Origin of the sequence: Streptomyces sp. NPDC091271, assembly GCF_044757505.1 — a bacterium.
In the GTDB taxonomy this organism is placed as follows: Bacteria; Actinomycetota; Actinomycetes; order Streptomycetales; family Streptomycetaceae; genus Streptomyces.
This window is the reverse complement of the sequence record NZ_JBIVVD010000002.1, coordinates 478,154-501,359: the sequence shown is the minus strand read 5'-3', so window position 1 is coordinate 501,359 and position 23,206 is coordinate 478,154. Positions and strand designations below refer to the sequence as shown.

At 71.4% G+C, this 23,206-nt stretch carries 22 protein-coding genes; 14 read left to right on the top strand and 8 right to left on the bottom strand.

From position 1 onward, the window contains the following. Positions 1-69: 69 nt before the first annotated feature. The 4 genes from ACIQM3_RS09660 to ACIQM3_RS09645 all read right to left on the bottom strand — a co-directional run bounded on the left by ACIQM3_RS09660 (position 70) and on the right by ACIQM3_RS09645 (position 3,106). Positions 70-687 carry a hypothetical protein gene (locus ACIQM3_RS09660; RefSeq protein ID WP_401621242.1) on the bottom strand — a complete coding sequence of 206 codons (618 nt, stop codon included), beginning with the start codon at positions 685-687 and terminating at the stop codon, positions 70-72. 141 nt (positions 688-828) lie between these two features. After that, positions 829-1,653: an MOSC domain-containing protein gene (locus ACIQM3_RS09655; protein WP_401621240.1), complete on the bottom strand. Its 825-nt coding sequence runs from the start codon at positions 1,651-1,653 to the stop codon at positions 829-831. 45 nt (positions 1,654-1,698) lie between these two features. Beyond that, complete coding sequence (locus tag ACIQM3_RS09650) at positions 1,699-2,184, bottom strand: DUF6643 family protein (protein WP_401621237.1); 486 nt, start codon at positions 2,182-2,184, stop codon at positions 1,699-1,701. Positions 2,185-2,383: 199 nt separating this feature from the next. Continuing rightward, positions 2,384-3,106: a FadR/GntR family transcriptional regulator gene (locus ACIQM3_RS09645; protein ID WP_401621234.1), complete on the bottom strand. Its 723-nt coding sequence runs from the start codon at positions 3,104-3,106 to the stop codon at positions 2,384-2,386. A gap of 197 nt (positions 3,107-3,303) precedes the next feature. Between ACIQM3_RS09645 and ACIQM3_RS09640 the strand changes: the two genes are divergently transcribed. From ACIQM3_RS09640 to ACIQM3_RS09625, 4 genes are all read left to right on the top strand, one after another. Further along, positions 3,304-4,566, top strand: coding sequence for an SLC13 family permease (locus tag ACIQM3_RS09640; RefSeq protein WP_401621231.1), 1,263 nt, complete (start codon positions 3,304-3,306; stop codon positions 4,564-4,566). Positions 4,567-4,630: 64 nt separating this feature from the next. Continuing rightward, the gene (locus tag ACIQM3_RS09635; protein WP_401621228.1) at positions 4,631-6,088 is read left to right on the top strand and encodes an acyl-CoA synthetase; all 1,458 of its coding nucleotides are present in this window, start codon (positions 4,631-4,633) and stop codon (positions 6,086-6,088) included. Positions 6,089-6,192: 104 nt separating this feature from the next. Further along, positions 6,193-7,521, top strand: a complete 1,329-nt coding sequence (locus ACIQM3_RS09630; protein ID WP_401621225.1) for a GDSL-type esterase/lipase family protein — start codon at positions 6,193-6,195, stop codon at positions 7,519-7,521. Positions 7,522-7,674: 153 nt separating this feature from the next. Beyond that, positions 7,675-8,949, top strand: coding sequence for a TerD family protein (locus tag ACIQM3_RS09625; protein ID WP_401621222.1), 1,275 nt, complete (start codon positions 7,675-7,677; stop codon positions 8,947-8,949). Between the two features lie 10 nt (positions 8,950-8,959). Here ACIQM3_RS09625 and ACIQM3_RS09620 read toward each other — a convergent pair whose 3' ends face one another. Beyond that, positions 8,960-10,141, bottom strand: coding sequence for a glycosyltransferase (locus tag ACIQM3_RS09620; RefSeq protein WP_401621219.1), 1,182 nt, complete (start codon positions 10,139-10,141; stop codon positions 8,960-8,962). A 58-nt stretch (positions 10,142-10,199) separates the two neighbouring features. Between ACIQM3_RS09620 and ACIQM3_RS09615 the strand changes: the two genes are divergently transcribed. From ACIQM3_RS09615 to ACIQM3_RS09600, 4 genes are all read left to right on the top strand, one after another. Then, a complete protein-coding gene (locus ACIQM3_RS09615) occupies positions 10,200-10,991 on the top strand; it encodes a glutamate racemase (protein ID WP_401621216.1) in 792 nt (263 codons plus the stop codon). Between the two features lie 69 nt (positions 10,992-11,060). Then, positions 11,061-11,624, top strand: coding sequence for a hypothetical protein (locus ACIQM3_RS09610; RefSeq protein WP_401621213.1), 564 nt, complete (start codon positions 11,061-11,063; stop codon positions 11,622-11,624). A gap of 69 nt (positions 11,625-11,693) precedes the next feature. After that, a complete protein-coding gene (gene lnt, locus ACIQM3_RS09605; RefSeq protein ID WP_401621210.1) occupies positions 11,694-13,325 on the top strand; it encodes an apolipoprotein N-acyltransferase in 1,632 nt (543 codons plus the stop codon). Between the two features lie 10 nt (positions 13,326-13,335). Next, a complete protein-coding gene (locus tag ACIQM3_RS09600; RefSeq protein ID WP_401621207.1) occupies positions 13,336-13,815 on the top strand; it encodes an NUDIX hydrolase in 480 nt (159 codons plus the stop codon). Between the two features lie 45 nt (positions 13,816-13,860). Here ACIQM3_RS09600 and ACIQM3_RS09595 read toward each other — a convergent pair whose 3' ends face one another. Both ACIQM3_RS09595 and ACIQM3_RS09590 read right to left on the bottom strand, forming a co-directional pair. Beyond that, positions 13,861-15,249 carry an MFS transporter gene (locus ACIQM3_RS09595; RefSeq protein ID WP_401621204.1) on the bottom strand — a complete coding sequence of 463 codons (1,389 nt, stop codon included), beginning with the start codon at positions 15,247-15,249 and terminating at the stop codon, positions 13,861-13,863. A gap of 358 nt (positions 15,250-15,607) precedes the next feature. Beyond that, positions 15,608-16,861 (bottom strand): MFS transporter, encoded by a 1,254-nt coding sequence (locus ACIQM3_RS09590; protein WP_401621201.1) that lies wholly within the window; start codon positions 16,859-16,861, stop codon positions 15,608-15,610. A gap of 132 nt (positions 16,862-16,993) precedes the next feature. On the opposite strand from ACIQM3_RS09590, the gene ACIQM3_RS09585 reads away from it, so the two are divergent. Together ACIQM3_RS09585 and map are read left to right on the top strand one after the other, a co-directional pair. Next, a complete protein-coding gene (locus ACIQM3_RS09585; protein WP_401621198.1) occupies positions 16,994-17,929 on the top strand; it encodes a LysR family transcriptional regulator in 936 nt (311 codons plus the stop codon). A gap of 136 nt (positions 17,930-18,065) precedes the next feature. Continuing rightward, a complete protein-coding gene (map, locus tag ACIQM3_RS09580; RefSeq protein WP_401621195.1) occupies positions 18,066-18,842 on the top strand; it encodes a type I methionyl aminopeptidase in 777 nt (258 codons plus the stop codon). Positions 18,843-19,054: 212 nt separating this feature from the next. On the opposite strand, the gene ACIQM3_RS09575 is transcribed toward map, so the two are convergent. Beyond that, positions 19,055-19,525, bottom strand: a complete 471-nt coding sequence (locus ACIQM3_RS09575) for a PPOX class F420-dependent oxidoreductase (RefSeq protein ID WP_401621192.1) — start codon at positions 19,523-19,525, stop codon at positions 19,055-19,057. A 447-nt stretch (positions 19,526-19,972) separates the two neighbouring features. On the opposite strand from ACIQM3_RS09575, the gene ACIQM3_RS09570 reads away from it, so the two are divergent. The 4 genes from ACIQM3_RS09570 to ACIQM3_RS09555 all read left to right on the top strand — a co-directional run bounded on the left by ACIQM3_RS09570 (position 19,973) and on the right by ACIQM3_RS09555 (position 23,191). Further along, positions 19,973-20,215 carry a phosphopantetheine-binding protein gene (locus tag ACIQM3_RS09570; RefSeq protein WP_322986379.1) on the top strand — a complete coding sequence of 81 codons (243 nt, stop codon included), beginning with the start codon at positions 19,973-19,975 and terminating at the stop codon, positions 20,213-20,215. Next, positions 20,212-21,063: a siderophore-interacting protein gene (locus ACIQM3_RS09565; protein ID WP_401621189.1), complete on the top strand. Its 852-nt coding sequence runs from the start codon at positions 20,212-20,214 to the stop codon at positions 21,061-21,063. Before ACIQM3_RS09570 ends, ACIQM3_RS09565 begins: the two co-directional genes overlap by 4 nt. Before the next feature lie 101 nt (positions 21,064-21,164). Then, complete coding sequence (locus tag ACIQM3_RS09560; RefSeq protein WP_401621186.1) at positions 21,165-22,169, top strand: ABC transporter substrate-binding protein; 1,005 nt, start codon at positions 21,165-21,167, stop codon at positions 22,167-22,169. Then, positions 22,166-23,191: a FecCD family ABC transporter permease gene (locus ACIQM3_RS09555; protein ID WP_401621183.1), complete on the top strand. Its 1,026-nt coding sequence runs from the start codon at positions 22,166-22,168 to the stop codon at positions 23,189-23,191. Before ACIQM3_RS09560 ends, ACIQM3_RS09555 begins: the two co-directional genes overlap by 4 nt. Positions 23,192-23,206 lie beyond the last annotated feature (15 nt).

Sequence of the window (23,206 nt, the reverse complement as noted above, 5' to 3'; positions counted from 1 at the left end):
CGAGTTGACGGGTCGGCCGCCGAAGGCCACTGGTCAGCCGGATACAGGGGGGAGCCTGCGCCCTCCGGGTCAGCTGCCCGTACCCGTTCTGCCCCAGTCGGGGCCGACTTCGGCCCAGGCACGGTCGAGCCGGGTGTACCGCCGTTGCATCATGCGCCATACGACGAGCCTGCGGGCGATTTCGGTCAGACCGCCCGCGATCAGCCCCGCCCCGACGCCCGCGAGCACCGTGTGGGTGCGGGCCGTGGACATGTCCATGGGACGCATCGCGGGACGGCCCCGGTCGTCCGTCCAGATCTGGATCCGGGTGCCGGGAGCGGTCTCCGTGGACCCCGTCGACACGGTGCCCCTGCGTGCCGTACCGTCCGGGGCGAGCCAGTCGGCCACCACCGACGTACGCATGGAGCCCTCGGCGACGGCCGCCTCGGGGTCCTGGGCGAAGCGGGACGTGCCCGGGGCCGCGCGGACCACGACGGCCGCGGTCGCATGGCGTTCCTCGTGCTGGGCCCGCACCGTCCGCCGGAGTGCGTCGTCCGTGAGCGCGCCGACCTTCCAGCCGAGGGCCGGTGCGGCCAGCAGCATCAGGAGCAGCGCGGTCAGCGCCACCCATGCCTCGTGCCGGTCGGTGGCCCGGCACACCGGATTGTGCCGCCACCGCCGGATTCCCAGAACCGCTCGCACAGTCATGCACCCCCTTCCCTGTCCGTGATAACCCGGGAGGGCGGCGATTGCGTCCTCCGACGGTGAAGAGAGAGCAACCTCACGCCGCCAACGGCCCCCGTGCCTCCCCCCGTTCCGATCCGCTCCGGCTTCCGGCGCGCCGGGTGGTCAGCCGAGGATCCGCACCGGATCCCCGGCCCGGATCACACCGGTGCCCTCCGGGACCATGAGCTGGCCGAAGAGGAGGAGCTTCCCGTCCTGGCGGTGCCGGGCGAGCGTGCGCAACGGCTCCTTGCCCCGCTCACCGGTCCGCTGGTCGGTGGTCGTGATGACGCACCGTCCGCACGGCTTGGCGACACGGAACGCGACCTCCCCGATCGAGATCCGCTTCCAGTCGTCCTCGGCCCAGGGCGCCGTGCCGTCCACGACCACGTTCGGCCGGAACCGGTTCATCGGCAGCGGCCCCTCGTCCGGATGGTCCCCCTGGGCCACCAGCGAGTTGAGCGCGTCCAGCGAGGCACGCGTGGTGAGGAGCAACGGGAACGTGTCGGCGAGCGACACCGTCTCGCCGGGCCGGCCGAACTCCGGATCGACGGGTCTGCGGTGCGACGGCGCGTCGAGATGGACGAGCCGGACCTCCGCACCGAGACGCGCGCCGAACCAGGCGTGGGCGGCGTCCGCGGCCACCACCGTCGTGACCTTGCTCCGGTGGAGCTCCGCGACGACCGTGCGGGCCGGGTCGGGCACCTCCACCGTCAGGGACGGGCTCCCGGGCGCCGACAGCACGAGTCCGCCGCCCGGCACGGGCTCGGCGGACAGCTGCGCCATGCGCGGCTGCTGACGCTGGGTGACGACCCTGCTCCCGCTGTCGATCAGCATCCAGCGGCGGTCGCCGGCGAGTCCCCATGGCTCGACGACGGCCTCGTCGGTGGCGCGGGCAGCCAGCGACTTGACCGGGTGGATGTGCACGGCACTGAGCGCAGGCGAAAGCATGCACTCATCCTGCCAGCCGTCACCGACAACGGCGGGCGGCGCCCGTCAGTAGCCCCGGCTCTGGTACGGGCGGTTGTACGGATCCTCGTACGGCGACTGCGCGGGAGCGGGCACGGGCCGGGGTGACGCGGGACGCATCGCCTCGTAACCGGTGCCGGGCCGCTGCTGTTGCTGCTGGTAGCCGCGGGGCGCCGACGGCTGCTGCGGGATGTACGGCGCCGGGGCGTGCTGCAGCTGCGCGGGCTGCATCGTCGGCGCCTGCTGCATCCCGGCGTTCTGGTACTGCGGCTGCGCCGCCTGCTGCGGGTAGCCGTAGGACCCGGTGTGCTGCGACGGGGCCGCGGGCAGCGCCGGAAGTGCCGACGGCAGAGCCGGCAGATAGCTGTTGCCGGTGTCGTAGGCGGCGGGAACCCGGATCGGCGCGATCTGAGGGGTCCCCCGCTCGGCGACGAGGGAGTCGTAGATCGGGGTGTCGGGGAACGACGGCGCGGCGTAGTAGCCGCTGCCGTAGGTGGAGCGGGGGGAGGTCATGACACATAAGTTAAGCCCACGATGTGCCGGTTGGGGAGCCCCAATCTTGGGGTTATCCGTTTTACGCCAGTTCTGGCCGTCTGACCTGCCAAAACATTGCTCATGCTTCCGTTAACAGCGGGGGCTTTTCCCATGACCTACGAGAAGCGGCGCACGCGCTGCGGAGGGCGGCACCCGCCCGGCCCTCGCCCGGCACGGCTCAGGACGTCCCGTCGGTGGTCTCCGGTTCGGGGTTCCAGTCCAGGAGCCTCACCTTCGCGACGGTGCGGACATGGCGTCGCATCGCCGCCGCGGCGGCCTTGCCGCGCCGCTCCTCGATGGCGTCGAGGATCGCCTGGTGCTGGGTCAGGGAGCGGCCGGGCCGCCGCGGCTGGCGCAGGGACTCGTGCCTGCTCTCGGTGATCTGGTCGGCGATGGACCGCATGAACTCCGCCAGCAGCGCGCTGTGGGCGGCCGCGGTCACCGCGGCGTGGAAGCGCCGGTCGCCTTCGATGCCGTGGCCCCCGTCGGCGATCTCCGCCGCCATGTGGGCGAGGGATGCCCGCAGCGCGGTCAGATCCTGCTCGGTGCGCCGTTCCGCCGCGAGTTCGGCGAGTTTGGTCTCCAGTGCCTCCCGTGCCTCCAGCACGTCGGGCAGTCTGCGCCGGCGCTCGACGAGCCGCTCGACGGGTTCGGCGTCCAGCCCGTCCCCGAGGAGGTAGGTGCCGCCTCCGTGCCGCACCTCGACGAGCCCCTGCACCTCGAGGACGACGATGGCCTGCTTCACCGAGGCACGGGAGACTCTCAGGCGCTGAGCGAGGTCGCGCTCAGGCGGAAGCCTGTCGCCGGCCACCAGACCGCTCTCGGCGGCGAAGGAGCGCAGTCGGTCGAGCACCTGCTCGTACAGTCGTGTGCGCCCCATGGGCCGCAGTGCGTCGGACATCCCCTGCCCCTGTTCCGGAGGGCCCCCGCGCCCTCTTGGCACCGGCAGCGTAGCAGCGCCCGGTGGTCCGGAGGCTGAACCAATTCCTGCGCACCCCCTTGACGGCTGTTGCCGCTCCCCGGACTCTGAGTGCCGTCAACAGGCGAAGTGGCTCATCCACCAGACCAATGAGGGTCGGCCCAGGACAGGAGCCCGCAATGTCCGCGGAACTCATCTCTATCCTCGTACTCGTGGTGGTGTTCGTGATCGCCACCACCCGCTCGATCAACATGGGCGCGCTGGCCTTCGCCGCCGCGTTCGTGGTGGGGGAGCTCGTCGCCGACCTGGACGCGGACGGCATCTTCGCCGGGTTTCCGGGGGACCTGTTCGTCGTCCTGGTCGGCGTCACCTATCTGTTCGCGATCGCCCGGGCCAACGGCACCACGGACTGGCTGGTGCACGCGTCCATACGCCTGGTCGGCGGGCGTATCGCCCTGATCCCCTGGGTGATGTTCGTGATCACCGGGGCGCTGACGGCTATCGGCGCCGTCAGCCCCGCCGCGGTGGCGATCGTCGCACCGATCGCTCTGAGCTTCGCCGCCCGTTACGGCATCAGCCCGCTCCTCATGGGCGCGATGGTGGTGCACGGGGCGCAGGGCGGCGGCTTCTCCCCGATCAGCATCTACGGCTCGATCGTGAACGGCATCGTGGAGCGCGAGAACCTGCCGGGCAACGAGATCGCCCTGTTCCTCGCCTCGCTGGCGGCCAACCTGGTCATCGCCGGCGTGGTGTTCGTGCTCTTCGGCGGCCTGAAGCTCGCCCGGCACCGTGCCACGGAGGGCGACGACCCGACCGGGCCTCCCGCGGACGAGGAGACCACCCGGCTCGACGCGCCCCGGGCGGCCACCCTTCTCGCACTGGTCGCCCTGGTCGTCGCCGTACTCGGCTTCGACCTGGACGCGGGCCTGACCGCCATCACGCTCGCCGTGCTGATCAGCGCCGCGTGGCCGGACACCAGCCGCCAGGCGGTCGGTGCGATCGCCTGGCCCACCGTGCTGCTCATCTGCGGCGTACTGACCTACGTCGGCGTACTCGAGGAGATGGGCACGATCACGTGGGCCGGGGAGGGCGTCGGAGGCATCGGAGTACCACTGCTCGCGGCGCTGCTGCTGTGCTACATCGGCGCGATCGTCTCGGCGTTCGCCTCCTCGGTCGGCATCATGGGCGCGCTGATCCCGCTCGCCGTGCCGTTCCTCGCGCAGGGAGAGATCGGGGCGATCGGAATGATCGCGGCGCTGGCCGTGTCGGCGACCGTGGTGGACGTCAGTCCCTTCTCGACCAACGGCGCACTCGTTCTCGCCGCGGCGCCGGACGTCGACCGGGAACGCTTCTTCAGGCAACTGATGGTGTACGGCGGGGTCGTCGTCGCAGTGGTGCCCGCCGCGGCGTGGCTCGTCCTGGTGGTGCCCGGATTCGGGTGACTCCCGGCAGACCGCCGCCCGCGGCCCTCCCTTGTCCGCCGTTCCGTCGATCGGAGTACGACGCGTGAATGCACCCACGGCACTCTTTCCCGCGCTCGCCGAGCGCAGTTCGCGGCCCGCCCTGCGGTTCGGGGAACGCACCCTGTCGTACGAGGAACTCGCGGCGTCGGCCGGCTCCCTCGCCGCGACCCTGGGTACGGCTCGCCGGGTCGCCGTATGGGCGACGCCGACCCTGGAGACCGCCGTCGGTGTGGTGGCGGCCCTCCTCGCCGGAGTGCCCGCTGTGCCGCTCAATCCACGGACCGGCGAGCGGGAACTGGCGCACATCGTGGCCGACAGCGCGCCGTCGCTGGTCCTGGCCGCGGCGGGCGACGCACTCCCCGCCGCGCTGGACGGACTGCCTCGCGAGAACGTCGACGCGAACGCGGGGCCGGCGGGCGCGCTTCCCGTCGAACCCGGCCCGGGCCACCCCGCCCTGATCGTCTACACCTCCGGCACCACCGGCCCGCCCAAGGGTGCCGTCCTGCCGCGGCGGGCCCTGACCAGCACGCTGGACGCCCTCCGGGACGCCTGGGAGTGGGACGCCGACGACGTACTGGTCCACGCGCTGCCGCTGTTCCACGTGCACGGGCTCATCCTCGGCATCCTCGGGCCTCTGCGACGCGGGGGATCGGTGCGCCACCTCGGCCGGTTCAGCACCGAGGGTGTGGCACGGGAGCTGAGCGCCGGGGCCACGATGCTGTTCGGTGTCCCGACCATGTACCACCGCATCGCCGAGGCCCTCTCCGTGGAGCCGGGTGACGCCGCGCTGGCCCGAGCGCTGTCCGGTGCGCGCCTGCTCGTGTCGGGATCGGCGGCGCTTCCGGCGCGCGACCACGAGCGGATCGCGGAGGCGACAGGCCGGACCGTCATCGAGCGGTACGGGATGACGGAGACCCTGATGAACACCAGCGTGCGCGCGGACGGCGAGCCTCGGGCCGGAACCGTCGGAGTGCCCTTGCGCGGGGTCGAGTTGCGGGTCGTGGACGAGGAGGGCGAACCGGCCGGCACGGGTCCGGACGTCGTGGGCGAGATCCACGTGCGGGGCCCGAACCTCTTCACCGAGTACCTCAACCGGCCCGAAGCCACCACCGAGGCGTTCACCGCGGACGGGTGGTTCCGCACCGGAGACATGGCGGTGCTCGATCCGGACGGCTACGTCCGCATCGTCGGCCGCAAGGCCACCGACCTCATCAAGAGCGGCGGTTACAAGATCGGCGCGGGCGAGATCGAGAACGCGCTGATGGAGTACCCCGGCGTGAGGGACGCGGCTGTGACGGGCGAGCCGGACGCCGACCTCGGCGAGCGGATCGTGGCGTGGATCGTACCGGAGGACCCACAACACCGCCCAAATGCAGCCGAGTTGGCCGATCACGTCGCTGCTCAGCTCGCCCCGCACAAACGTCCGCGGACCGTGCGCTATTTGTCCGAGCTGCCCCGTAACGACCTCGGCAAGATCATGAAACGGGCTCTTCGCGCGTGAGGCCCCGGCGCTGGTAGGCGCACGGGCCCTGAACCTCCCGTCGGAGCGCGGCCGGAGGACCCCAGCACGGAACCCCTTCCCCTCTCCCACGGAAAGGCAAGCCGTTGATCCATTCCCTCCTCGCAGGAGCCCGCCGCCTCCGGGTGCCGCAGGCCGGACGCACCTCGATCGCGTTGGCCGCCACCACGTTGGCGGCAGCCCTCGCCGTCTCCGTACCGACGACCAACGCCGCAGGTGACACCGCGTCCGGGCAACGGAACGGCTCGCGCGGCTGGTTCACGTCCTGGGCGAACTCACAGCACGACCTCGCCCCCACCCCCTTGCGTGACCAGACCGTCCGCATGGTCAGCCACCTCAGCCAAGGGGGTGACGCGCTCCGCATCCGGATCCAGAACACGTTCGGCACGACCCCCCTCACCGTGGACGCCGCCACCGTGGGACTCACTGACGGCAGGAGCGCCGCGATACAGGGGAGCCCCCGTCCCGTCACCTTCGACGGCCGGCCGGAGGCGGTCATCCCGGCCGGCGGCGAGCTCTGGAGTGACGCCACCGCCCTGACGACCCGCGCCCAGGCGGACGTCGCGGTCTCCCTCTCCGTCTCCGGCACCGTCGTCCCGGGCCGGCACGGGACCGCGTTCCGTACCAACTACCTGACCGCACCCGGCACCGGGAACCACACCCGCGACACGAGTCCCGCCGCCTACACGGAGACGACCGAGTCCACCTACCTGGTCACCGCCGTGGACGTACACAACCCGCGCCTGAAGGGCGGCCTCGTCGCCTACGGCAGCTCCGTGGTCGACGGGGTCGGATCCACCGACTGCGGCCCCGGCTGCACACAACTCGGCGCCGACCGCCGATGGACCGACGACCTCGCACGGCGGATCACCACGGAACTGCCCCCCACAGGCCGGCTCGCGGTGGCGAACGCCGGTGTCAACGGCACCACCAGCGCGCCCGACTGCCCGAAGCTCGCCGAACCCCTGCGCGGTCTGGACGCGGGGTCGCGCCTGCAGAGGGACGTCCTGGCCCTGCACGGAGTCACCGGGGTCCTCTACTACTACGGCACCAACGACCTGCCCGCCGGATGCGACGCCGCGCAGGTGCTGGCGAGCTATCGCGACACCTTCCGACGTCTGCACGCGGCCGGCATCAAGGTGTACGTCACGCCGGTGACCCCCCGCCCGGGCTACACCGACGAGCACAACAGGGTCCGCCACACCGTCAACTCGTTCGTCCTGAACCGGAACGACTGCAGTGGCACCTGCGACGGCATCATGGGCTTCGACCAGGTTCTGAAGGACCCGTTGAAGCCGAACGCCATCAACCCGCCCTACGACACCGGCGACGGTGTCCACGTGAACATCTCCGGACAGCAGGCCCTGGCCGACACGCTCTCGCTGCCGATGCTCGCGGCCTCGGCCCGACGATGACGACGCCGGCGAAGGGGCTGTTCCGCGACGTGTGAGCACCTCGTACGGGACAGCAGCCGGAGGATCGCCGGCAGCTGTCCCGCCGGGAGTGTGGGTTCCCCGCAGGACCGGGGATTAGGTTGTCGGGAGACTCTCCGGGCAGCCGGACTCGTGATGGGGGCGAGCATGACCATGCAAAAGGGAACCAATGTCGCGGTGCCGGCTCAGACCGTGCGGGTCGAACTGGGCTGGCGTACATCCCCCGGTACACCGGACGTGGATGCCTCGGCGCTCCTTCTGGTGTCGGGAAAGGTACGCAGCGACGCGGACTTCGTCTTCTACAACCAGCCGGCGCACGGGTCCGGTGCGGTGCGCCACGAAGGCAAGAGGACGTCCGGGGGCGCTGTCACGGACAGCCTCGCCGTGGACTTCGCGCGGATGGAGCCGGCGATCGACCGTGTCGTGATCGCGGCATCGGCGGACGGCGGCACCTTCGGACGGGTGACCGGCCTCTACGTGCGGATCGTGAACCCGGCCGACGGATCCGAGATCGCGCGCTTCGAGAGCGCGGACGCGACCGTCGAGACCGCGTTCATCCTCGGTGAGCTCTACCTCCGCCAGTGTGCCTGGAAATTCAGGGCCGTAGGACAGGGATACGACACCGGACTCGCGGGACTCGCGACGGACTTCGGCATCTCCGTCGACGAACCGCAGCAGGCACCGTCGTCGCGGCAGCCGCAGGGGGCTCCCCAGCCGCCCGCGCGCCCGGCCGCACCTGCGGCCGCCCCCGCCCCGCCCGTGGTGCAGGCCGTGCGGCTGACCAAGGTCACGCTGACCAAGGAAGCCCCCACGGTGTCGCTGTCGAAACAGGGCGGCACGTCCGGAGCGCTGCGCGTCAATCTCAACTGGGAGGTGCGCAAGCAGTTCAAGGGCTGGGGCGCGAAACTCGGCAGGGCCGTCGCCATGCACGCGGACCTGGACCTCGATCTCTGCGCACTGTACGAGCTCACGGACGGCAGCAAGGGAGTCGTGCAGGCGTTGGGAAACGCCTACGGCTCTCTCCGGCAGCCGCCCTACATCCACCTCGACGGGGACGACCGTACGGGCGCCGTCTCGTCCGGCGAGAACCTCACGGTCAACCTCGACCACAAGGACCGGCTGCGCCGTGTCCTGATCTTCGTCACGATCTACGAAGGGGCCCGGAGCTTCGCCGACCTGCATGCCACCGTCACGCTCCAGCCGCAGAACGGGGCGGCGATCGACTTCTCCCTCGACGAATGCACCGTGCCTTCCACGGTGTGCGCGCTCGCGCTGATCACCAGCGACGGGGGAGACCTCACCGTGCAGCGCGAGGCCCGCTATCTCGTCCCTCAGCGCGGGGTAAGCCCTCAGCGGACCATCGACGCCGCCTACGGGTGGGGCATGAACTGGACCCCCGGGCGCAAGTGACCCGCCGGGCTCAGGGCTCCGGTGCGGCCTCGGGACGGGCGTACGTACGCCCCTTCCAGGCCGCACCGAGCCCCCGGTAGTGCTGCACCGCGGAGCCCACCGTCATCAGGAGATAGAGGACCGCGGTGAAGGGCAGCAGCGGTGCCAGCCACAGCGACTGCCGGTAGTACCCGAGCATGGGCATGTACGTCCCCGCCATCACCGCCCAGGCCGCCCCGCCCGCCGCCGCTGCCACCGGATCGCCCGTCAGCAACCCCGCCACCAGCGTGACGGGCGGCGCGACATAGACCAGGCCCAGGCCGAGGACCGTGCCCGCGAGCAGCGCGGGGCTGTGCCGCAGCTGCGCGTACGCACTCCGCGCGACCATGCGCCACAGGTCCGCCAGCCGAGGGTAGGGCCGCACGCTGTCCACCCGGTCGGCGAGTCCCAGCCAGATGCGTCCGCCGCTGCGGTGCACGGCACGCGCCAGCGAGACATCGTCGATGACCGCCGAGCGGATGGACTCCGGGATCCGCGCCCGCTCCACGGCTGCCGCCCGCAGCAGTACACAGCCGCCCGCAGCCGCGGCCGTCCGCGACCCCTTGCCGTTCACCCGGCGGAACGGGTAGAGCTGCCCGAAGAAGTAGACGAAGGCCGGCACGACGAGCCGCTCCCAGGTGCTCGTCACCCGCAGCCTGGCCATCTGCGAGACCAGGTCGAAACCGCCCGCGCCCTCGCTCCCGGCCGCGGCGACGAGTTCGCGCAGACTGTCCGGCTCATGAGCGATGTCGGCGTCCGTCAGGAGCAGGAACTCGGGCTTCCGCTGCCGGGCCAGCTCCATCCCGTGCCGCAGGGCCCAGAGCTTGCCCGTCCATCCCGGCTCCGGCTCACCGGGCGTCACCACGGTCAGCGGCAGCCCGCCGTACCGCTCGGACAGCGCCCGGGCGAGCCCGCCCGTGCCGTCGCCGCTGCAGTCGTCGACCAGGAAGACCTCCGCGTCACCCGGATAGTCCTGGGCGAGCAGGGACGGCAGACTCATAGGCAGGACCTCGGCCTCGTCCCTCGCGGGTACGACCACGGCCACCGAGGGCCAGCGCGTCGGATCCCCGCGCAGGGGCAGCCGCTGGTCGGTCCGCCAGAAGAAGCCCTGGCCGAGCAACAGCCACATCCACACGATCAGCGAACCCACGGCGATCCAGGCAACGGCGCTCATCCGTCGAAGTGTGCCCCACTCCGGCGGTGCCGCAAGGGCTGTCGACTATGGTGACCGGGTGAAGATCGCACTCATGGACTCGGGAATCGGCCTGCTCGCGGCAGCGGCCGCGGTACGCCGGCTGCGGCCCGACGCCGATCTGGTGGTGTCCTCGGATCCCGGATCGATGCCCTGGGGGCCCCGTACGCCCGAGGACGTGACCCAGCGCGCGCTCGCCGTGGCCCGCGCGGCGGCGGCCCACCGGCCGGACGCCCTGATCGTCGCGTGCAACACCGCCTCCGTCCACGCCCTGCCCGCCCTGCGGGCCGAACTGGAGCCCGGACTGCCGGTCATCGGCACGGTGCCCGCGATCAAGCCGGCCGCCGCGGGCGGCGGCCCCTTCGCGATCTGGGCCACGCCGGCGACCACCGGGAGCCCCTACCAGCGTGGGCTGATCAATGAATTCGCCCGCTCGGTGGACGTGACCGAGGTGCCCTGCCCGGGTCTCGCCGACGCGGTGGAGCACGCCGACGATGAGGCGATCGACCGCGCGGTGGCCGCTGCGGCCGCCCTCACTCCCCCCGGGGTGACGGATGTCGTGCTGGGCTGCACCCATTACGAACTGGTGGCCGAACGCATCCGCGCCGCTGTCGACAGCAACCGGCCCGGCCTTCCGCCCCTCGTGCTCCACGGCTCCGCCGACGCGGTGGCCGCCCAGGCGCTGCGCCGTGTCGGGGCGGTGCCCGCTCCGTCGGCCGAACCGGTCGGCACTCTCGCCGTCCTCCTCGCCGGACACGCCGCCGACCTGCCCGAACCCGCTCTGGCATACGCCGAGGGCCTGCTGCTCACGGCCGCGACCCCCGCGCTCTGAGCGCATCCGGCGCCCCGCCGGGTCGCACGCCCCCTCCCCGCGGCGGGGAACGTGGGTACGCTGCTTGGCATGACGGACCACCCCGGTAACACGTGGCACGGTTCGAGCCAGGCCCCGAGCACGGTCTGGACGGGACGGGCCACCAATCGCTTCCAGTGGCTGCTCGCGGCCATCGGCGCCGCATGTCTCGCGCTCGGCATCGAACTCGCGGTCGACTCGGCCTGGGGCGGCGGGTTCGCCCCGCTGCTCATGTCCGTCATCGGCTGTGTCGCCGCCGGGCTCCTGATCCTCTTCGGAACCCTCGCCTTCGTCCACGTGGCCGTGAAGGTCGACGGCGACGCCCTCGAGGTGCGCTGCGGCCACGCCGGGCTGCCCAGGCGCCGGATCCTCCTCACGCATGTGGTGGGCGCGGACTTCGCCCCCAAGGTCACTCCGCGCCAGTGGGGCGGCTGGGGCTACCGCTGGCGCCCCGAGCAGGGCACGGCTGTCGTCGTGCGCCGGGGGGAGGCGCTGGTGCTCCGGCTGGGGGACGGCATGACCTTCACCGTCACGGTGGACGACGCGGAGGCCGCCGTACGTTTCATCCGGGACCGCCTGCACCTCACCGCCCCCGGGAAGACCCCGGGGAGCTGAGCCGGGCCGGGGTCCGGGACGGCAGGAGCGGCTGCCGCCCTCACAGCCGTCCACCGTAGACTCCGGCAGGTGAGCGCCACCATCACCACCGCCGAACCGCCGCCCGCCCCCGTGTCCCGCAGCAGGAAGCTGTGGCCGCGGCTCGTCCGGCCCGCCGCCGCCGTGCTGTCCGGTGTGCTGCTCTACGCCAGCTTCCCGCCCCGGCCGCTCTGGTGGCTGGTGCTGCCCGGCTTCGCCCTGCTGGGGTGGGTGCTGACCGCACGGCGGCTGCGCGCGGCACTGGGCCTCGGCCTCCTCGCGGGCCTCGGCTTCATGCTGCCCCTGCTGCACTGGACGGGGGAGGAGGTCGGCCCCGTACCCTGGCTCGCGCTCGCGCTGGCGGAGGCCCTGTTCATCGCCGTCGCCTGCGTCGGGATCGCCGCGGTCTCCCGGCTCCCGTACTGGCCCGTCTGGGCAGCGGGCGTCTGGACCCTGGACGAGGCGCTCCGCGCCCGTGTCCCGTTCGGCGGCTTCCCCTGGGGCAAGATCGCCTTCGGCCAGGCCGACAGCGCGTTCCTGCCGCTCGCCGCGGTGGGCGGGACCCCCCTGCTCACGTTCGCCGTCGTGCTGTGCGGCTTCGGGCTCCTGGAGGCCGCCCGGCAGTTCCGCCGCTATCGGGCCGACGGCACCGTGCCCCGCTCCGCCGTCGTCGCCGCGGCCGTCACCGTGGCCGCCCCGGTCGCCGCCGCCCTGGCAGCCCTCCCGCTCGTGGACGACTCGCCCGAGGACGGCACCGCCACGGTCGCGGCGGTCCAGGGCAACGTGCCGCGCCTCGGGCTCGACTTCAACTCCCAGCGCCGGGCCGTCCTGGACAACCACGCGGAGCGCACGGAACAGCTCGCGCGGGACGTGAAGGCCGGGAAGGTACCCCAGCCCGACTTCGTGCTGTGGCCGGAGAACTCGTCCGACCTCGACCCCTACCGCAACGCCGACGCCCGCGAGGCCATCGACCGGGCCGTGCGGGCCATCGGCGCCCCCACCGTCATCGGCGCCGTCCTCACCCCCGACACCGGACCGCTCCGCAACACCCTGATCGAGTGGGACCCGGAGAGCGGACCCGTGGACACCTACGACAAGCGGCACATCCAGCCGTTCGGCGAGTACATGCCGATGAGGTCGGTGGCACGGATCTTCAGCAAGGACGTCGACCGGGTGCAGCGGGACTTCGGCCCCGGCAGCAAGGTCGGCGTGTTCGACCTGGCGGGCACGAAGGTCGGGCTCGTGACCTGCTACGAGGCCGCGTTCGACGACGCCGTACGCGACACCGTCAAGGACGGCGGACAGCTGATCGCCGTACCGAGCAACAACGCGACCTTCGGGCGGAGCGAGATGACCTACCAGCAGCTGGCGATGAGCCAGGTGCGGGCGGTCGAGCACGGGCGGTCCGTCGTCGTGCCCGTCACCAGCGGCGTCAGCGCGGTGATCCGGCCGGACGGGACGATCGTGGAGAAGACGAAGATGTTCACCCCGGACGCCCTGGTCGACGAGGTGCCGCTGCGGTCCTCACTCACCCCCGCCACTCGTCTGGGCACCCTGCCCGAGGCCATCCTGGCGTTGCTCGCCGTCGCCGGCCTCGGCTGGGCGACAGCCCGTTCGGTGCGCGCGAGGACGGTCCGGCAGGACGGCCCGGCCGGTCCGGAGGACGTTCCGGCCGCCACGTAGGCTCGGCCGCATGGCTACTCCAGACTTCATCCGCGACATCCGTGCCACCGCCGGCCACCAGCTGCTCCTGCTGCCGGGAGTCACCGCCGTCGTCTTCGACGACCAGGGCAGGGTGCTGCTCGGCCGGCGGTCGGACACCGGCAAGTGGTCGGTCATCGGCGGGATCGGCGAGCCGGGCGAGGAGCCCGCGGCGACAGCGGAGCGCGAGGTGTACGAGGAGACCGCGGTGCACTGCGTCGCGGAGCGGGTGGTGCTCACCCAGGCACTGAAGCCGGTGCAGTACGCCAACGGAGACCGCTGCCAGTATGTCGACATCACCTTCCGGTGCCGGGCCACCGGCGGCGAGGCGCGGGTGAACGACGACGAGTCGCTGGAAGTCGCGTGGTTCGACGTCGACGCGCTGCCGCCGCTGAGCGAATTCTCGGTCCTCCGGATCAAGCAGTCCCTCACGGACGGCCCCACCTGGTTCGAGCGGACTCCCGAGGCCTGACGGGCCCGGCTCCCCGGCGGAGACGGGCCCTTCGGTACGGCCGGTTCAGACGCTACTGGCGTCGGCGGGCAGCGTCGCGGTGTCCGCGGCCTGCCGGCCGGCGTCCGGCTCGATGTCGGCGAGGTCCCGGTTCCTGGTCTCCTTCGCGCAGACGATCGCCAGCACGGTGAGGAGCGAGGCGGCGATGACGTACAACGAGATCGGCGTCGAGCTGCCGAAGTCGGCGAGCAGCGCCGTGGCGATGAGGGGCGCCGGGGCGCCCGCGGCGACCGACGAGAACTGGGCGCCGATCGACGCGCCCGAGTAACGCATCCGCGTCGCGAACATCTCCGCGAAGAAGGCCGCCTGCGGCGCGTACATGGCGCCGTGGAAGATCAGTCCGACGGTGACCGCCAGCAGCAGACTCCCGAAGCTCCGGCTGTCGATCAGTGCGAAGAACGGGAACATCCACAGCGCCACACCGATGGCGCCGACCAGATAGACAGGCCTGCGCCCCACCCGGTCGGACAGCGCCCCCCACAGCGGGATCACTGCGAAGTGCACGGCGGACGCGACGAGTACGGCGTTGAGCGCCGTCTGCTTGCTCAGGTCCGCGGATGTCGTCGCGTACACGAGGATGAACGCGGTGATCACGTAGTAGCTGATGTTCTCCGCCATCCGGGCGCCCATGGCGATCAGCACATCGCGCCAGTGATGCCGCAGAACCGCGACCAGAGGCATCTTCTCCGCGGGGGCGGACGCCGCCTTCCGCTGCTCGGCCTGGGCCAGGGCCGCCTTGAAGACAGGCGATTCATCGACAGAGAGACGAATCCACAGACCCAGGATCACGAGCACCCCGGAGAGGAGGAAGGGTATCCGCCAGCCCCACGCCTCGAAGGCGGACTCGGACATGAGCGCCGTGAGGGCGGAGAGCACCGCGGTCGCGAGCAACTGGCCTGCGGGCGCCCCCGTCTGAGGCCACGACGCCCAGAACCCCCGCCGTTTCGCGTCGCCGTGCTCCGACACGAGCAGCACGGCACCGCCCCACTCGCCGCCGAGGGCGAACCCCTGCACCAGCCGCAGGACGGTGAGCAGGACGGGTGCGGCGGAACCGATGGTGGCGTGCGTCGGCAGGAGCCCTATCGCGAAGGTCGCGCCGCCCATCATCAGCAGGCTCAGCACCAGCAGTTTCTTGCGCCCGAGCCGGTCGCCGTAGTGCCCGAACACCAGGGCCCCGATCGGGCGGGCGGCGAAGCCCACGGCGTAGGTGAGGAAGGACAGGAGAGTACCGACGAGCGGGTCGGAATCGGGGAAGAACAGCTTGTTGAAGACCAGCGCGGCGGCGGAGCCGTAGAGGAAGAAGTCGTACCACTCCACCGTGGTCCCGACGAGGCTCGCGGCGACGATGCGGCGGAGGTTGGACGGCGGCGGGGGAGCGGTTGCTGGGGCGGCCATGGATACCACTTCCGGACAGTTGGCGGGGACGTTTCCGTGTCGCCATACCGTAGGAAGGGGCAGGTCAGGGGCGTATGTGGCGGGACACCATAGTTCGGGTGAACGGTGTGCGGGCGGACGCTACGGGGCTGAACCGTGCGGGCCACCGCTGGTGACCAGCCTGCGCTCAGGAGTGTCGGCCGTTTCGCTCGTCGCCGCCTCGGGAGTGGCCATCCACGGTTGCGAGTCGCAGGAGGCCTCGACGCAACCCGGCGCGTCCCTGCGGTCGCAGCCCTCAGAGCTCACCTGCCGGCGGAATTAGAGCTTGGTAGACATCCTGGGGGCCGCCTGTGCCGGGGGATGCCGAGTTCTTGAGGTGTCAGCGCGGAATTATCGAGTCTTCTGATGTGGACTTCGAGGTTCTGGGTCCGGATCCCTGGCGGGTGAGCAGCAACGGGGTCGCCAGCACGAGCACGCCGGCCAGGCCGATGGCCGTACGAGGGCCGAGCAGGCTGCCCAGTACACCCCAGAGGGCCGTCAGGAGCGCGGCCGAAGCCTTGGTCGTCACCGCCCAGGCGGACAGCGTGCGGGTCACCCGGTCGGTGGCGGTGCGCTCCAGGCGGCAGGTGGAGTGGAGGGGGTTGAAGACGGCACAGCAGAAGATGAGCCCGAGCTCGACCCCCATCACCAGCACCAGCCCGCCGGTGCCCGGCCCCACGAAGGCCAGGCCGACGGGCCAGACCGCGCGCAGCGTCCCGGCTACGACCAGGACCTGACGCTGCCCGAACCGGGTGGCCAGCGGCCGGGCCAGCCGTGAACCGAGCAGCCCGCCGACCGCGGGAGCCGCGAAGGCGAGGCCGTACTGCCACGGTGCGAACCCGAGCCGGCCGAGCATGAGAACGGCGAGCAGGGGCTGGGTGGCCATCACCAGGCCGTTGAACAAGGCGGTGTTGAAGAACAGGGCACGCAGCGTCGCGTCCGCGAGGATGTACCGCCAGCCGTCGAGCAGGTCACCGGCCCGCATACGGGCGGCCTCCCGTCGTTCGGGCAGCGGCTCGTGCCCGCCCATCGCGCGGATGCCCAGGGCCGAGAGCAGATAGCTGACCGCGTCGGCCACCAGCGTGGCCACGGGACCGAGGAGCCCGATCACCGCGCCCCCCATCGGCGGTCCGATGATCGTGGTCGTCCAGTTCGTGGACTCGAACCGGGCGTTGGCGACGAGAAGGCCCTCGGGCGGCAGCAGCGTCTTCAGGTACGCGCCCGAGGCGGCGCGGAAGGTGATGTCCGCTGCCGAGACGACCACCGTGACCAGCAGGAGCTGAACGAAGGTGAGCGCGCCGAGCGCGAACGCGGCGGGGACGGTCACCAGCGCCGCGAACCGCACCAGGTCCGTCGTGATCAGCACCGGCCGCTTGCGGCGGAACTCCACCCACGGGCCGAGCGGCACCGCGACGGCCGCTCCCACCGCGGCCCCCGCGGAGGACAGCGCCGCGACCTCGGCCGGTCCGGAGTGCAGCACCTGGACGGCGATCAGCGGGAACGCGCCGAAGGCGAGCCACGTGCCGAGCGCACTGGTTCCGTACGCTCCCCAGAGCCATCCGAACCGCCTGCCCAGCCGGTGCCCACTCTTCATGCCCGGCTCCTCGCCATTCACCCGTACAACCGTTCCGCGATCCGTGTCATCAAAGCGAGCCCTGTGACCGGGGGTCAAACAACCGCAGGCCGGAAAGACACAACCAACAGTTGTGGCCGTAGGGTGTCGAGCATGGATCTCGACGCCGTCCGGACCTTCGTCGCCGCCGCCGACGCGGGGCAGTTCCAGGAGGCCGCCACCGAGCTGGCGGTCACCCAGCAGGCCGTCTCCAAGCGCATCGCCGCGCTGGAGCGAACCCTCGGCGTACGGCTGTTCACCCGCACCGCGCGCGGCGCCGCGCTCACCATCGACGGGCAGGCGTTCCTGCCCCATGCCCGCGAACTGCTGCGCGTCGCCGAGCGCGCGGTCGCGTCCGTGCACCTCGGCAGCCGTCCGCTGCGCGTCGACGTGATCAACTCGCGCGGTGCGGTATCGGGCCTGATGCGCGGCTTCCACCGGGCGCACCCCGAGATCGACCTCGACGTGGTGATGCTGTTCGAGATCGAGACGGCCGTAGCCGCCATCCGGTCCGGCGCGATCGACGCGTCCTTCCGCGCCGTCGCCGTGCCCGGCCGGCCTCTCCCGGAGGACATCGAGTCGGTCCGGGTGCTCGACGAGCCGCTCGAGCTCCTCACGGGCCCCGCCCACGCGCTGGCGGACGCCCGGTCGGTGACCGTCGCCCAGCTCGCCGGGCACCGTATCTGGATGCCCGGCATCGTGCCCGGTACGGAGTGGGCCGCGTACTACGACGACCTCGTCGCCGAGTTCGGTCTCACCATCGAGGCGACCGGCCCCAACTTCGGCTCGGACGCCCTTCTGGACACCGTCGCCGACACACCGGCCCTGGCCACCTTCATGGGAGGGCGGACGCGCCTCGTCTGGCCCGCCGGCCACGGCCTGCGCCGCATCCCGGTGACCGGCCCGACACCCGTCTACCCGCACTCACTTCTCTGGCACCGCGACAATCCCCATCCGGCGCTGGGCTCCCTCCGCGCCCACCTCGCCGCCACCGCGACCGGGCACGGCGCCGCCGGTACCTGGGTGCCGGGCTGGGTGCTTCCCCGCTGACGCCGTCGCGTGGTGAGGCCGAGGTTCCGGTCCGTAAGACCTCTGCGGGGCCGAGCGGCCGTCCGACCACGACCACGATTCTAATACCGGTATAGTTTGACCGGTATAGTTGTTGGTTCCGTGAGGAAAGTGGCACATGATCGAGATCCTGAACCCCGCCCTGCTGTCCCGGGCGAAAGACACGGGCGCCCTGGTCGCAGAGATTCTGCAGGCGCTGAAGGGCCGGAGCACCGTCGGCACGAATCTCCTGGACATCGACCGGTGGGCGAAGGCCATGATCACCGAGGCGGGAGCGCAATCCTGCTACGTCGACTACGCGCCGTCCTTCGGGCGGGGCCCGTTCGGCCACTACATCTGCACGGCCGTCAACGATGCCGTGCTCCACGGTCGCCCCCACGACTACACGCTCGCCGACGGCGATCTGCTCACGCTCGACCTCGCCGTCTCCCTGCGCGGAATCGCCGCGGACGCCGCCATCAGCTTCGTCGTGGGCAATGCGCAGCCCTCGGAGAGTGTCGCGATGATCACGGCAACCGAACGCGCGCTGGCTGCGGGCATCGCCGCCGCCGGACCGGGAGCTCGTATCGGCGACATCTCCCACGCCATCGGCACGGTCCTGGGCCAGGCCGGATACGACATCAACACCGAATTCGGAGGGCATGGCATCGGGTCGACGATGCACCAGGACCCGCACGTCGCGAACACGGGACGGCCCGGCCGTGGATACAAACTGCGCCCCGGGCTGCTGCTGGCGCTGGAGCCGTGGGTCATGGCGGACACCGCGAAGCTCGTCACCGACGCCGACGGGTGGACGCTCCGAAGCGCGACGGGCTGCCGGACGGCACACAGCGAGCACACGATCGCCATCACCGAGGACGGAGCCGAGGTCCTCACGTTGCCGACGCAGCCGTAAGGCTGCAACCCCGGGCGCCCCTCCTCCCGTTGCGGTGGGCACGCATGGCATCGAACGGGTACCACTCGTGCGCTGGAAGGCGCACGGGCGCCCCGGCCATTGCTCCTGTCCGCCGACCGCCCCACGCGCGGGCGCCCCGGTATGCCGTGGCTGTACGGCCGAGGCCGTGACCCGATCGGGTCACGGCCTCGGCCGTACGGCTTGTCCCTGTGTCAGGCGTACGGGGATCCCTCCAGGGGCTGTTCAGGGACCGGGCCGCCGGGCCGGAACCGCTCGACCCCGACGATGTGCCGCACCTTGAGCGGGCGCACGACCACGGCGACCCGCTGCTCCTTCGGCATGAGCCACTCGAACCGCTCGCTGCCCAGGTACTTCTGTGCCAGCCGGTCCATCCGCGTGTGCGCCTCCTCGCCCTCGATGAAGCGGGCCACCTCACCGCTGATCTGTACGCGGTCGAAGGGATCGGCGGCGTCCGCGTGGGAGAGGTAGACGCGCGGGTCGCGGCGCAGGTTCTCCTCCTTCACCCGGCCCACCGAGGTGTTGAACGTCAGCTCGCCCTCACCCTCCAGGTCCACCCACATCGGGCTGACCTGTGGCGCACCGTCGGCGGACACGGTGCCGACGTACCAGATGTGGGGAGCCTGCAGCCGGGCACGGACGGCTTCGTCGAAAATCGCAGTCATCCCTCGAGGCTACCAACCATGATCGACAGGACGTTTTCGGGGAAGTGCGGCTCCGGTGAGGGACCGGCCGGACCGGAGGGCTGCGACCTGGGCGCGTGCCAGGCCGACTGCCTCCACGACTTCCGCGCACGCCGATTCAGCGGCGACGCCGACGTCCGGCTGTCGCCGCGGGGACGGCGGTCGCCCAAGATCAATGGGTGTGAGGGCGTGAGGCTCTGATGACAGGTCACGCCGGACGGAGTCACGTGGTGGGAGGGCCGCATCACACTCATCCGCACTGTGTATTCTGCCCCACGAAGCGTGAAGTTAGGTTAGCCTCGCCTAGGTTCGGGCGGGGCGCGTGTCCCGGCCGGGCGTGCGCGTACGTCGCCCCCGCGACGGGGCGTCGTGACCACCCTCGCCGGCGCCGACCCCGCAGCCGGTGTCCATCCCCTCAGGAGTCATCCCATGAACCAGCAGACCTTGACGCCCGAGCGCGTCCGCGCCGACGTCGCGGAACTGATCGGCTGCGACCCCGCCGAGATCGAGCTCGACGACAACCTGAACGACCTGGGGCTCGACTCGGTGCGGACGATGGTCCTGATCGAGCGCTGGCGCGGAGCGGGAGCGGACACGCTGGAGTACCCCGACCTGGCCGAGCAGCCCGAACTGGGGCACTGGACGGAGCTCCTGACGGGTGGCGCCGCATGAGTCTGGCCGACCACCGGGCCCGTCACCTGGACCGGATCGCAGAAGTCCGTGCGGGCCTCCATGCCGAGAAGGTGGGCTACCCGATCGGCGTCCGGGAGACCGAGGTCGTACGGACCGCCATGGTCGGGGCCGGTCTGCTGCGGGTGACCCTCGGCGGGAAGGGCACCGAGGGGTTCGAGGCCCATGCGCCGGACGAACACGTGAAACTGCTCTTCCCGGACTCGGACGGCACCCTGCGACTGCCGGAGCCGAACGGGACGATGCTGCGCTGGGCGGGATCGGTGCTCCGCTCACGTCAGTACACGGTGCGGCGTTACGACCCGGTCTCCGGTGAGATCGATATCGACATCGCCCTCCACGACGGCGGCCTCGCCTCCGACTGGGCGCGCGAGGCCCGGCCCGGCGCCGTGATGCATCTCGCGGGTCCGCCCGGCGGGCTGATCGTCCCGCACTCCTACGACCGGTACCTGCTCGCGGGCGACATCACGGCCCTGCCCGCGATCGCGCGCCGGCTGGAGGAGCTGCCCAGGAGTGCGAAGGGCTGGGCGTTCGTCGAAGTCCCCGACGTCGCGGAGCAGATCGAGCTCTCCGCACCCGAGGGCGTCGAGGTGCGCTGGCTGCACCGCGACGACCGGTCGGCGGCGGCCGACGAGGCGTTCGTGCGGGCCGTGACCTCCGTGACCGTACCCGAGGGTGAGCGGGTGTACGTGTGGGTCGCGGGCGAGGCGGGGCAGATCAAGCCCCTGCGCCGCTGGGTCCGCGACGAGTTGGGCCTGGACAAGGCCGACCATGACATCACCGGTTACTGGAAGCGCGGGGTCGCCGACTTCGACGAGGACGACCACTGACCGACGGGCAGGTCGGGAAGCGGACTTGATCCCGCTCCTGGGTGTCTTGCTGAGAATTTTTGAACTAAGGTAAGCCTTACCTAAATTTCGAGGAGCATCGCATGTCCATACGCAGAACCTCCGGCCTCGTCGGCGCCGTGTCGCTGGCCTTGATCCTGGCCGGATGCGGGTCCTCGTCGGAGGGTGAGGGCGGGTCGGACGCCTCGGGGGAGGCCAAGACCCGGGTGTTCGCCGCGGACAACGGGAAGATCACCATTCCGGCGGACCCTAAGCGTGTGGTGGCCACCGGCTATGCCGTGCCCGCCCTGATCGAGGCCGACGCACCGCTCGTCGGGATCTCGTCGTGGAAGCGCGGCGAGCCGATGATGAGCAAGGAGGACCTCGCCGAGTACAAGAAGCTCACCAAGGTGGCGGGTGAGCAGGCGGCCGAGACCAACTACGAGGCCATCGCCGAGGCCGAGCCCGACCTGATCGTCATCGGTGTGCCCGCCCCCGTGCTGGGCGACATCGACGTCAAGCGGCTGGAGACCATCGCCCCCGTCGTGGCCATCGGCCCGACCCTGCCCTCCGCCTGGCGTGACCTCTCCCGCAAGCAGGCCGACGCCGCCGGCGCCCTCGAGAAGTTCGACGCCGGTCAGAAGGCGTACGAGGCCAAGGCCGCCGAGCTGGCGACGAAGTACAAGGACGTGCTGCCGCAGCTCAAGCTGGGCCACGTCGGAGCGTACGGCGAGGTGGCCAAGGGCAACTTCCACCGTGAGTTCGACGGCTCGTGGGGAACCAACATCGCCCAGGACATCGGCGCGAAGTACTACGGCAAGGTCAAGAAGCCCGGCAAGGGATCGAGCGCGGTCAGCGAGTACCCCTCCCTCGAGGAGCTCCCGGCATCGCTCGCCGAGGCCGACGCCATCACGTACTCCGTCAACGCCGACGGCTCCGTCTCCGAAGCGGTCCAGTACGTCCTCGACTCCAAGCTGTGGAAGAACCTGCCCGCGGTCAAGGCCGGCAAGACCTTCCCCCTCCGCTACACCGAGGCCGCGACCTACGGGTCGGCCATGAACACCCTGGACGCGATCGACACGTCGTTCGCTCCGCTGCTGAAGTCGTGACCGTCGCGGGTCGCGCGTCGGGACCGGCGGTGAGGAAGCGGGCCGCCGTACCGCAGATCGGCCTGCTGGCCGGGGGACTGGTGCTGCTGGCGGTGGTCGCCGTGCTCAGCATGGGCATCGGCGCCCGCCCGGTCCCGCCGGCCGAGGTCGTCCGCGCGTTGCTGGACTACCAGGGCACCGACGACCACGTGATCGTGCGTGACGTCCGGGGGCCCCGCTCGCTGCTCGCCATCGCGGTGGGCGCCGCCCTCGCGGTGTCGGGCGCGCTGATCCAGACGCTGGCCCGCAACCCGCTGGCCGAGCCCGGCATCCTCGGGGTCACCGCGGGTGCCGGATTCACCATCACCGTCGGCTCGGCGCTCGGACTGGCCGCCGGGCAGGCGGGCCAGCTCGGCTTCGCCGTCATCGGATCCGTGCTCGCGGCACTGCTGGTGGCCGCCGTGGGGCGCCGCTCGCCGCTCCGTCTCGTCCTCACCGGAGTCGCCCTGACGGCGGTGCTGAGCGGTGTCGCGCTCGGCCTGCGGCTGATGCTCCCGGACGTCTTCGACATGTACCGGTTCTGGTCGGTCGGATCGCTGGCGGCCCGCGAACAGGCGCCGCTCGCACTGCCGTTGGCAGCGATCATGGCCTGTCTCTGCGGTGCGCTGCTCCTGAGCAGGGCGCTCAACGCCCTGGCGCTCGGCGAGAGCGTGGCGCACACCCTGGGCGCGGGAGTGGGCCGGTTGCGGGCGGCCGCGCTCGTGCTGATCACCGTGCTCTGCGCGGCGGCGACGGCGGTGGCCGGGCCGATCCTGTTCGTCGGACTGATCGTGCCGCACCTGGTACGCAAGCCGGCGGCGGGCTCGGTGCCCTGGCTGATCCTCTACTCGATGGTGCTGGGCCCCGTCCTGCTGCTGGTCGCCGACATCGGCTCCCGGCTGTTGCTGCCGACCGGCGAGGTGCCGGTGGGCATCGTGACCGCGTTCCTCGGCGGCCCCATGCTGATCTGGGCCGTCCGGCGCTACGGGGCGGGTTCACTGTGAACACACTCGGACTGA

What these genes read in the sequence shown, in the direction of transcription:
- ACIQM3_RS09660 (WP_401621242.1), bottom strand. Translation starts at nt 687, where the DNA reads ATGACTGTGCGAGCGGTTCTGGGAATCCGGCGGTGGCGGCACAATCCG.
- ACIQM3_RS09655 (WP_401621240.1), bottom strand. Translation starts at nt 1,653, where the DNA reads ATGCTTTCGCCTGCGCTCAGTGCCGTGCACATCCACCCGGTCAAGTCG.
- ACIQM3_RS09650 (WP_401621237.1), bottom strand. Translation starts at nt 2,184, where the DNA reads ATGACCTCCCCCCGCTCCACCTACGGCAGCGGCTACTACGCCGCGCCG.
- ACIQM3_RS09645 (WP_401621234.1), bottom strand. Translation starts at nt 3,106, where the DNA reads ATGTCCGACGCACTGCGGCCCATGGGGCGCACACGACTGTACGAGCAG.
- ACIQM3_RS09640 (WP_401621231.1), top strand. Translation starts at nt 3,304, where the DNA reads ATGTCCGCGGAACTCATCTCTATCCTCGTACTCGTGGTGGTGTTCGTG.
- ACIQM3_RS09625 (WP_401621222.1), top strand. Translation starts at nt 7,675, where the DNA reads ATGGGGGCGAGCATGACCATGCAAAAGGGAACCAATGTCGCGGTGCCG.
- ACIQM3_RS09620 (WP_401621219.1), bottom strand. Translation starts at nt 10,141, where the DNA reads ATGAGCGCCGTTGCCTGGATCGCCGTGGGTTCGCTGATCGTGTGGATG.
- ACIQM3_RS09610 (WP_401621213.1), top strand. Translation starts at nt 11,061, where the DNA reads ATGACGGACCACCCCGGTAACACGTGGCACGGTTCGAGCCAGGCCCCG.
- ACIQM3_RS09600 (WP_401621207.1), top strand. Translation starts at nt 13,336, where the DNA reads ATGGCTACTCCAGACTTCATCCGCGACATCCGTGCCACCGCCGGCCAC.
- ACIQM3_RS09595 (WP_401621204.1), bottom strand. Translation starts at nt 15,249, where the DNA reads ATGGCCGCCCCAGCAACCGCTCCCCCGCCGCCGTCCAACCTCCGCCGC.
- ACIQM3_RS09590 (WP_401621201.1), bottom strand. Translation starts at nt 16,861, where the DNA reads ATGAAGAGTGGGCACCGGCTGGGCAGGCGGTTCGGATGGCTCTGGGGA.
- ACIQM3_RS09585 (WP_401621198.1), top strand. Translation starts at nt 16,994, where the DNA reads ATGGATCTCGACGCCGTCCGGACCTTCGTCGCCGCCGCCGACGCGGGG.
- map (WP_401621195.1), top strand. Translation starts at nt 18,066, where the DNA reads ATGATCGAGATCCTGAACCCCGCCCTGCTGTCCCGGGCGAAAGACACG.
- ACIQM3_RS09575 (WP_401621192.1), bottom strand. Translation starts at nt 19,525, where the DNA reads ATGACTGCGATTTTCGACGAAGCCGTCCGTGCCCGGCTGCAGGCTCCC.
- ACIQM3_RS09570 (WP_322986379.1), top strand. Translation starts at nt 19,973, where the DNA reads ATGAACCAGCAGACCTTGACGCCCGAGCGCGTCCGCGCCGACGTCGCG.
- ACIQM3_RS09565 (WP_401621189.1), top strand. Translation starts at nt 20,212, where the DNA reads ATGAGTCTGGCCGACCACCGGGCCCGTCACCTGGACCGGATCGCAGAA.
- ACIQM3_RS09560 (WP_401621186.1), top strand. Translation starts at nt 21,165, where the DNA reads ATGTCCATACGCAGAACCTCCGGCCTCGTCGGCGCCGTGTCGCTGGCC.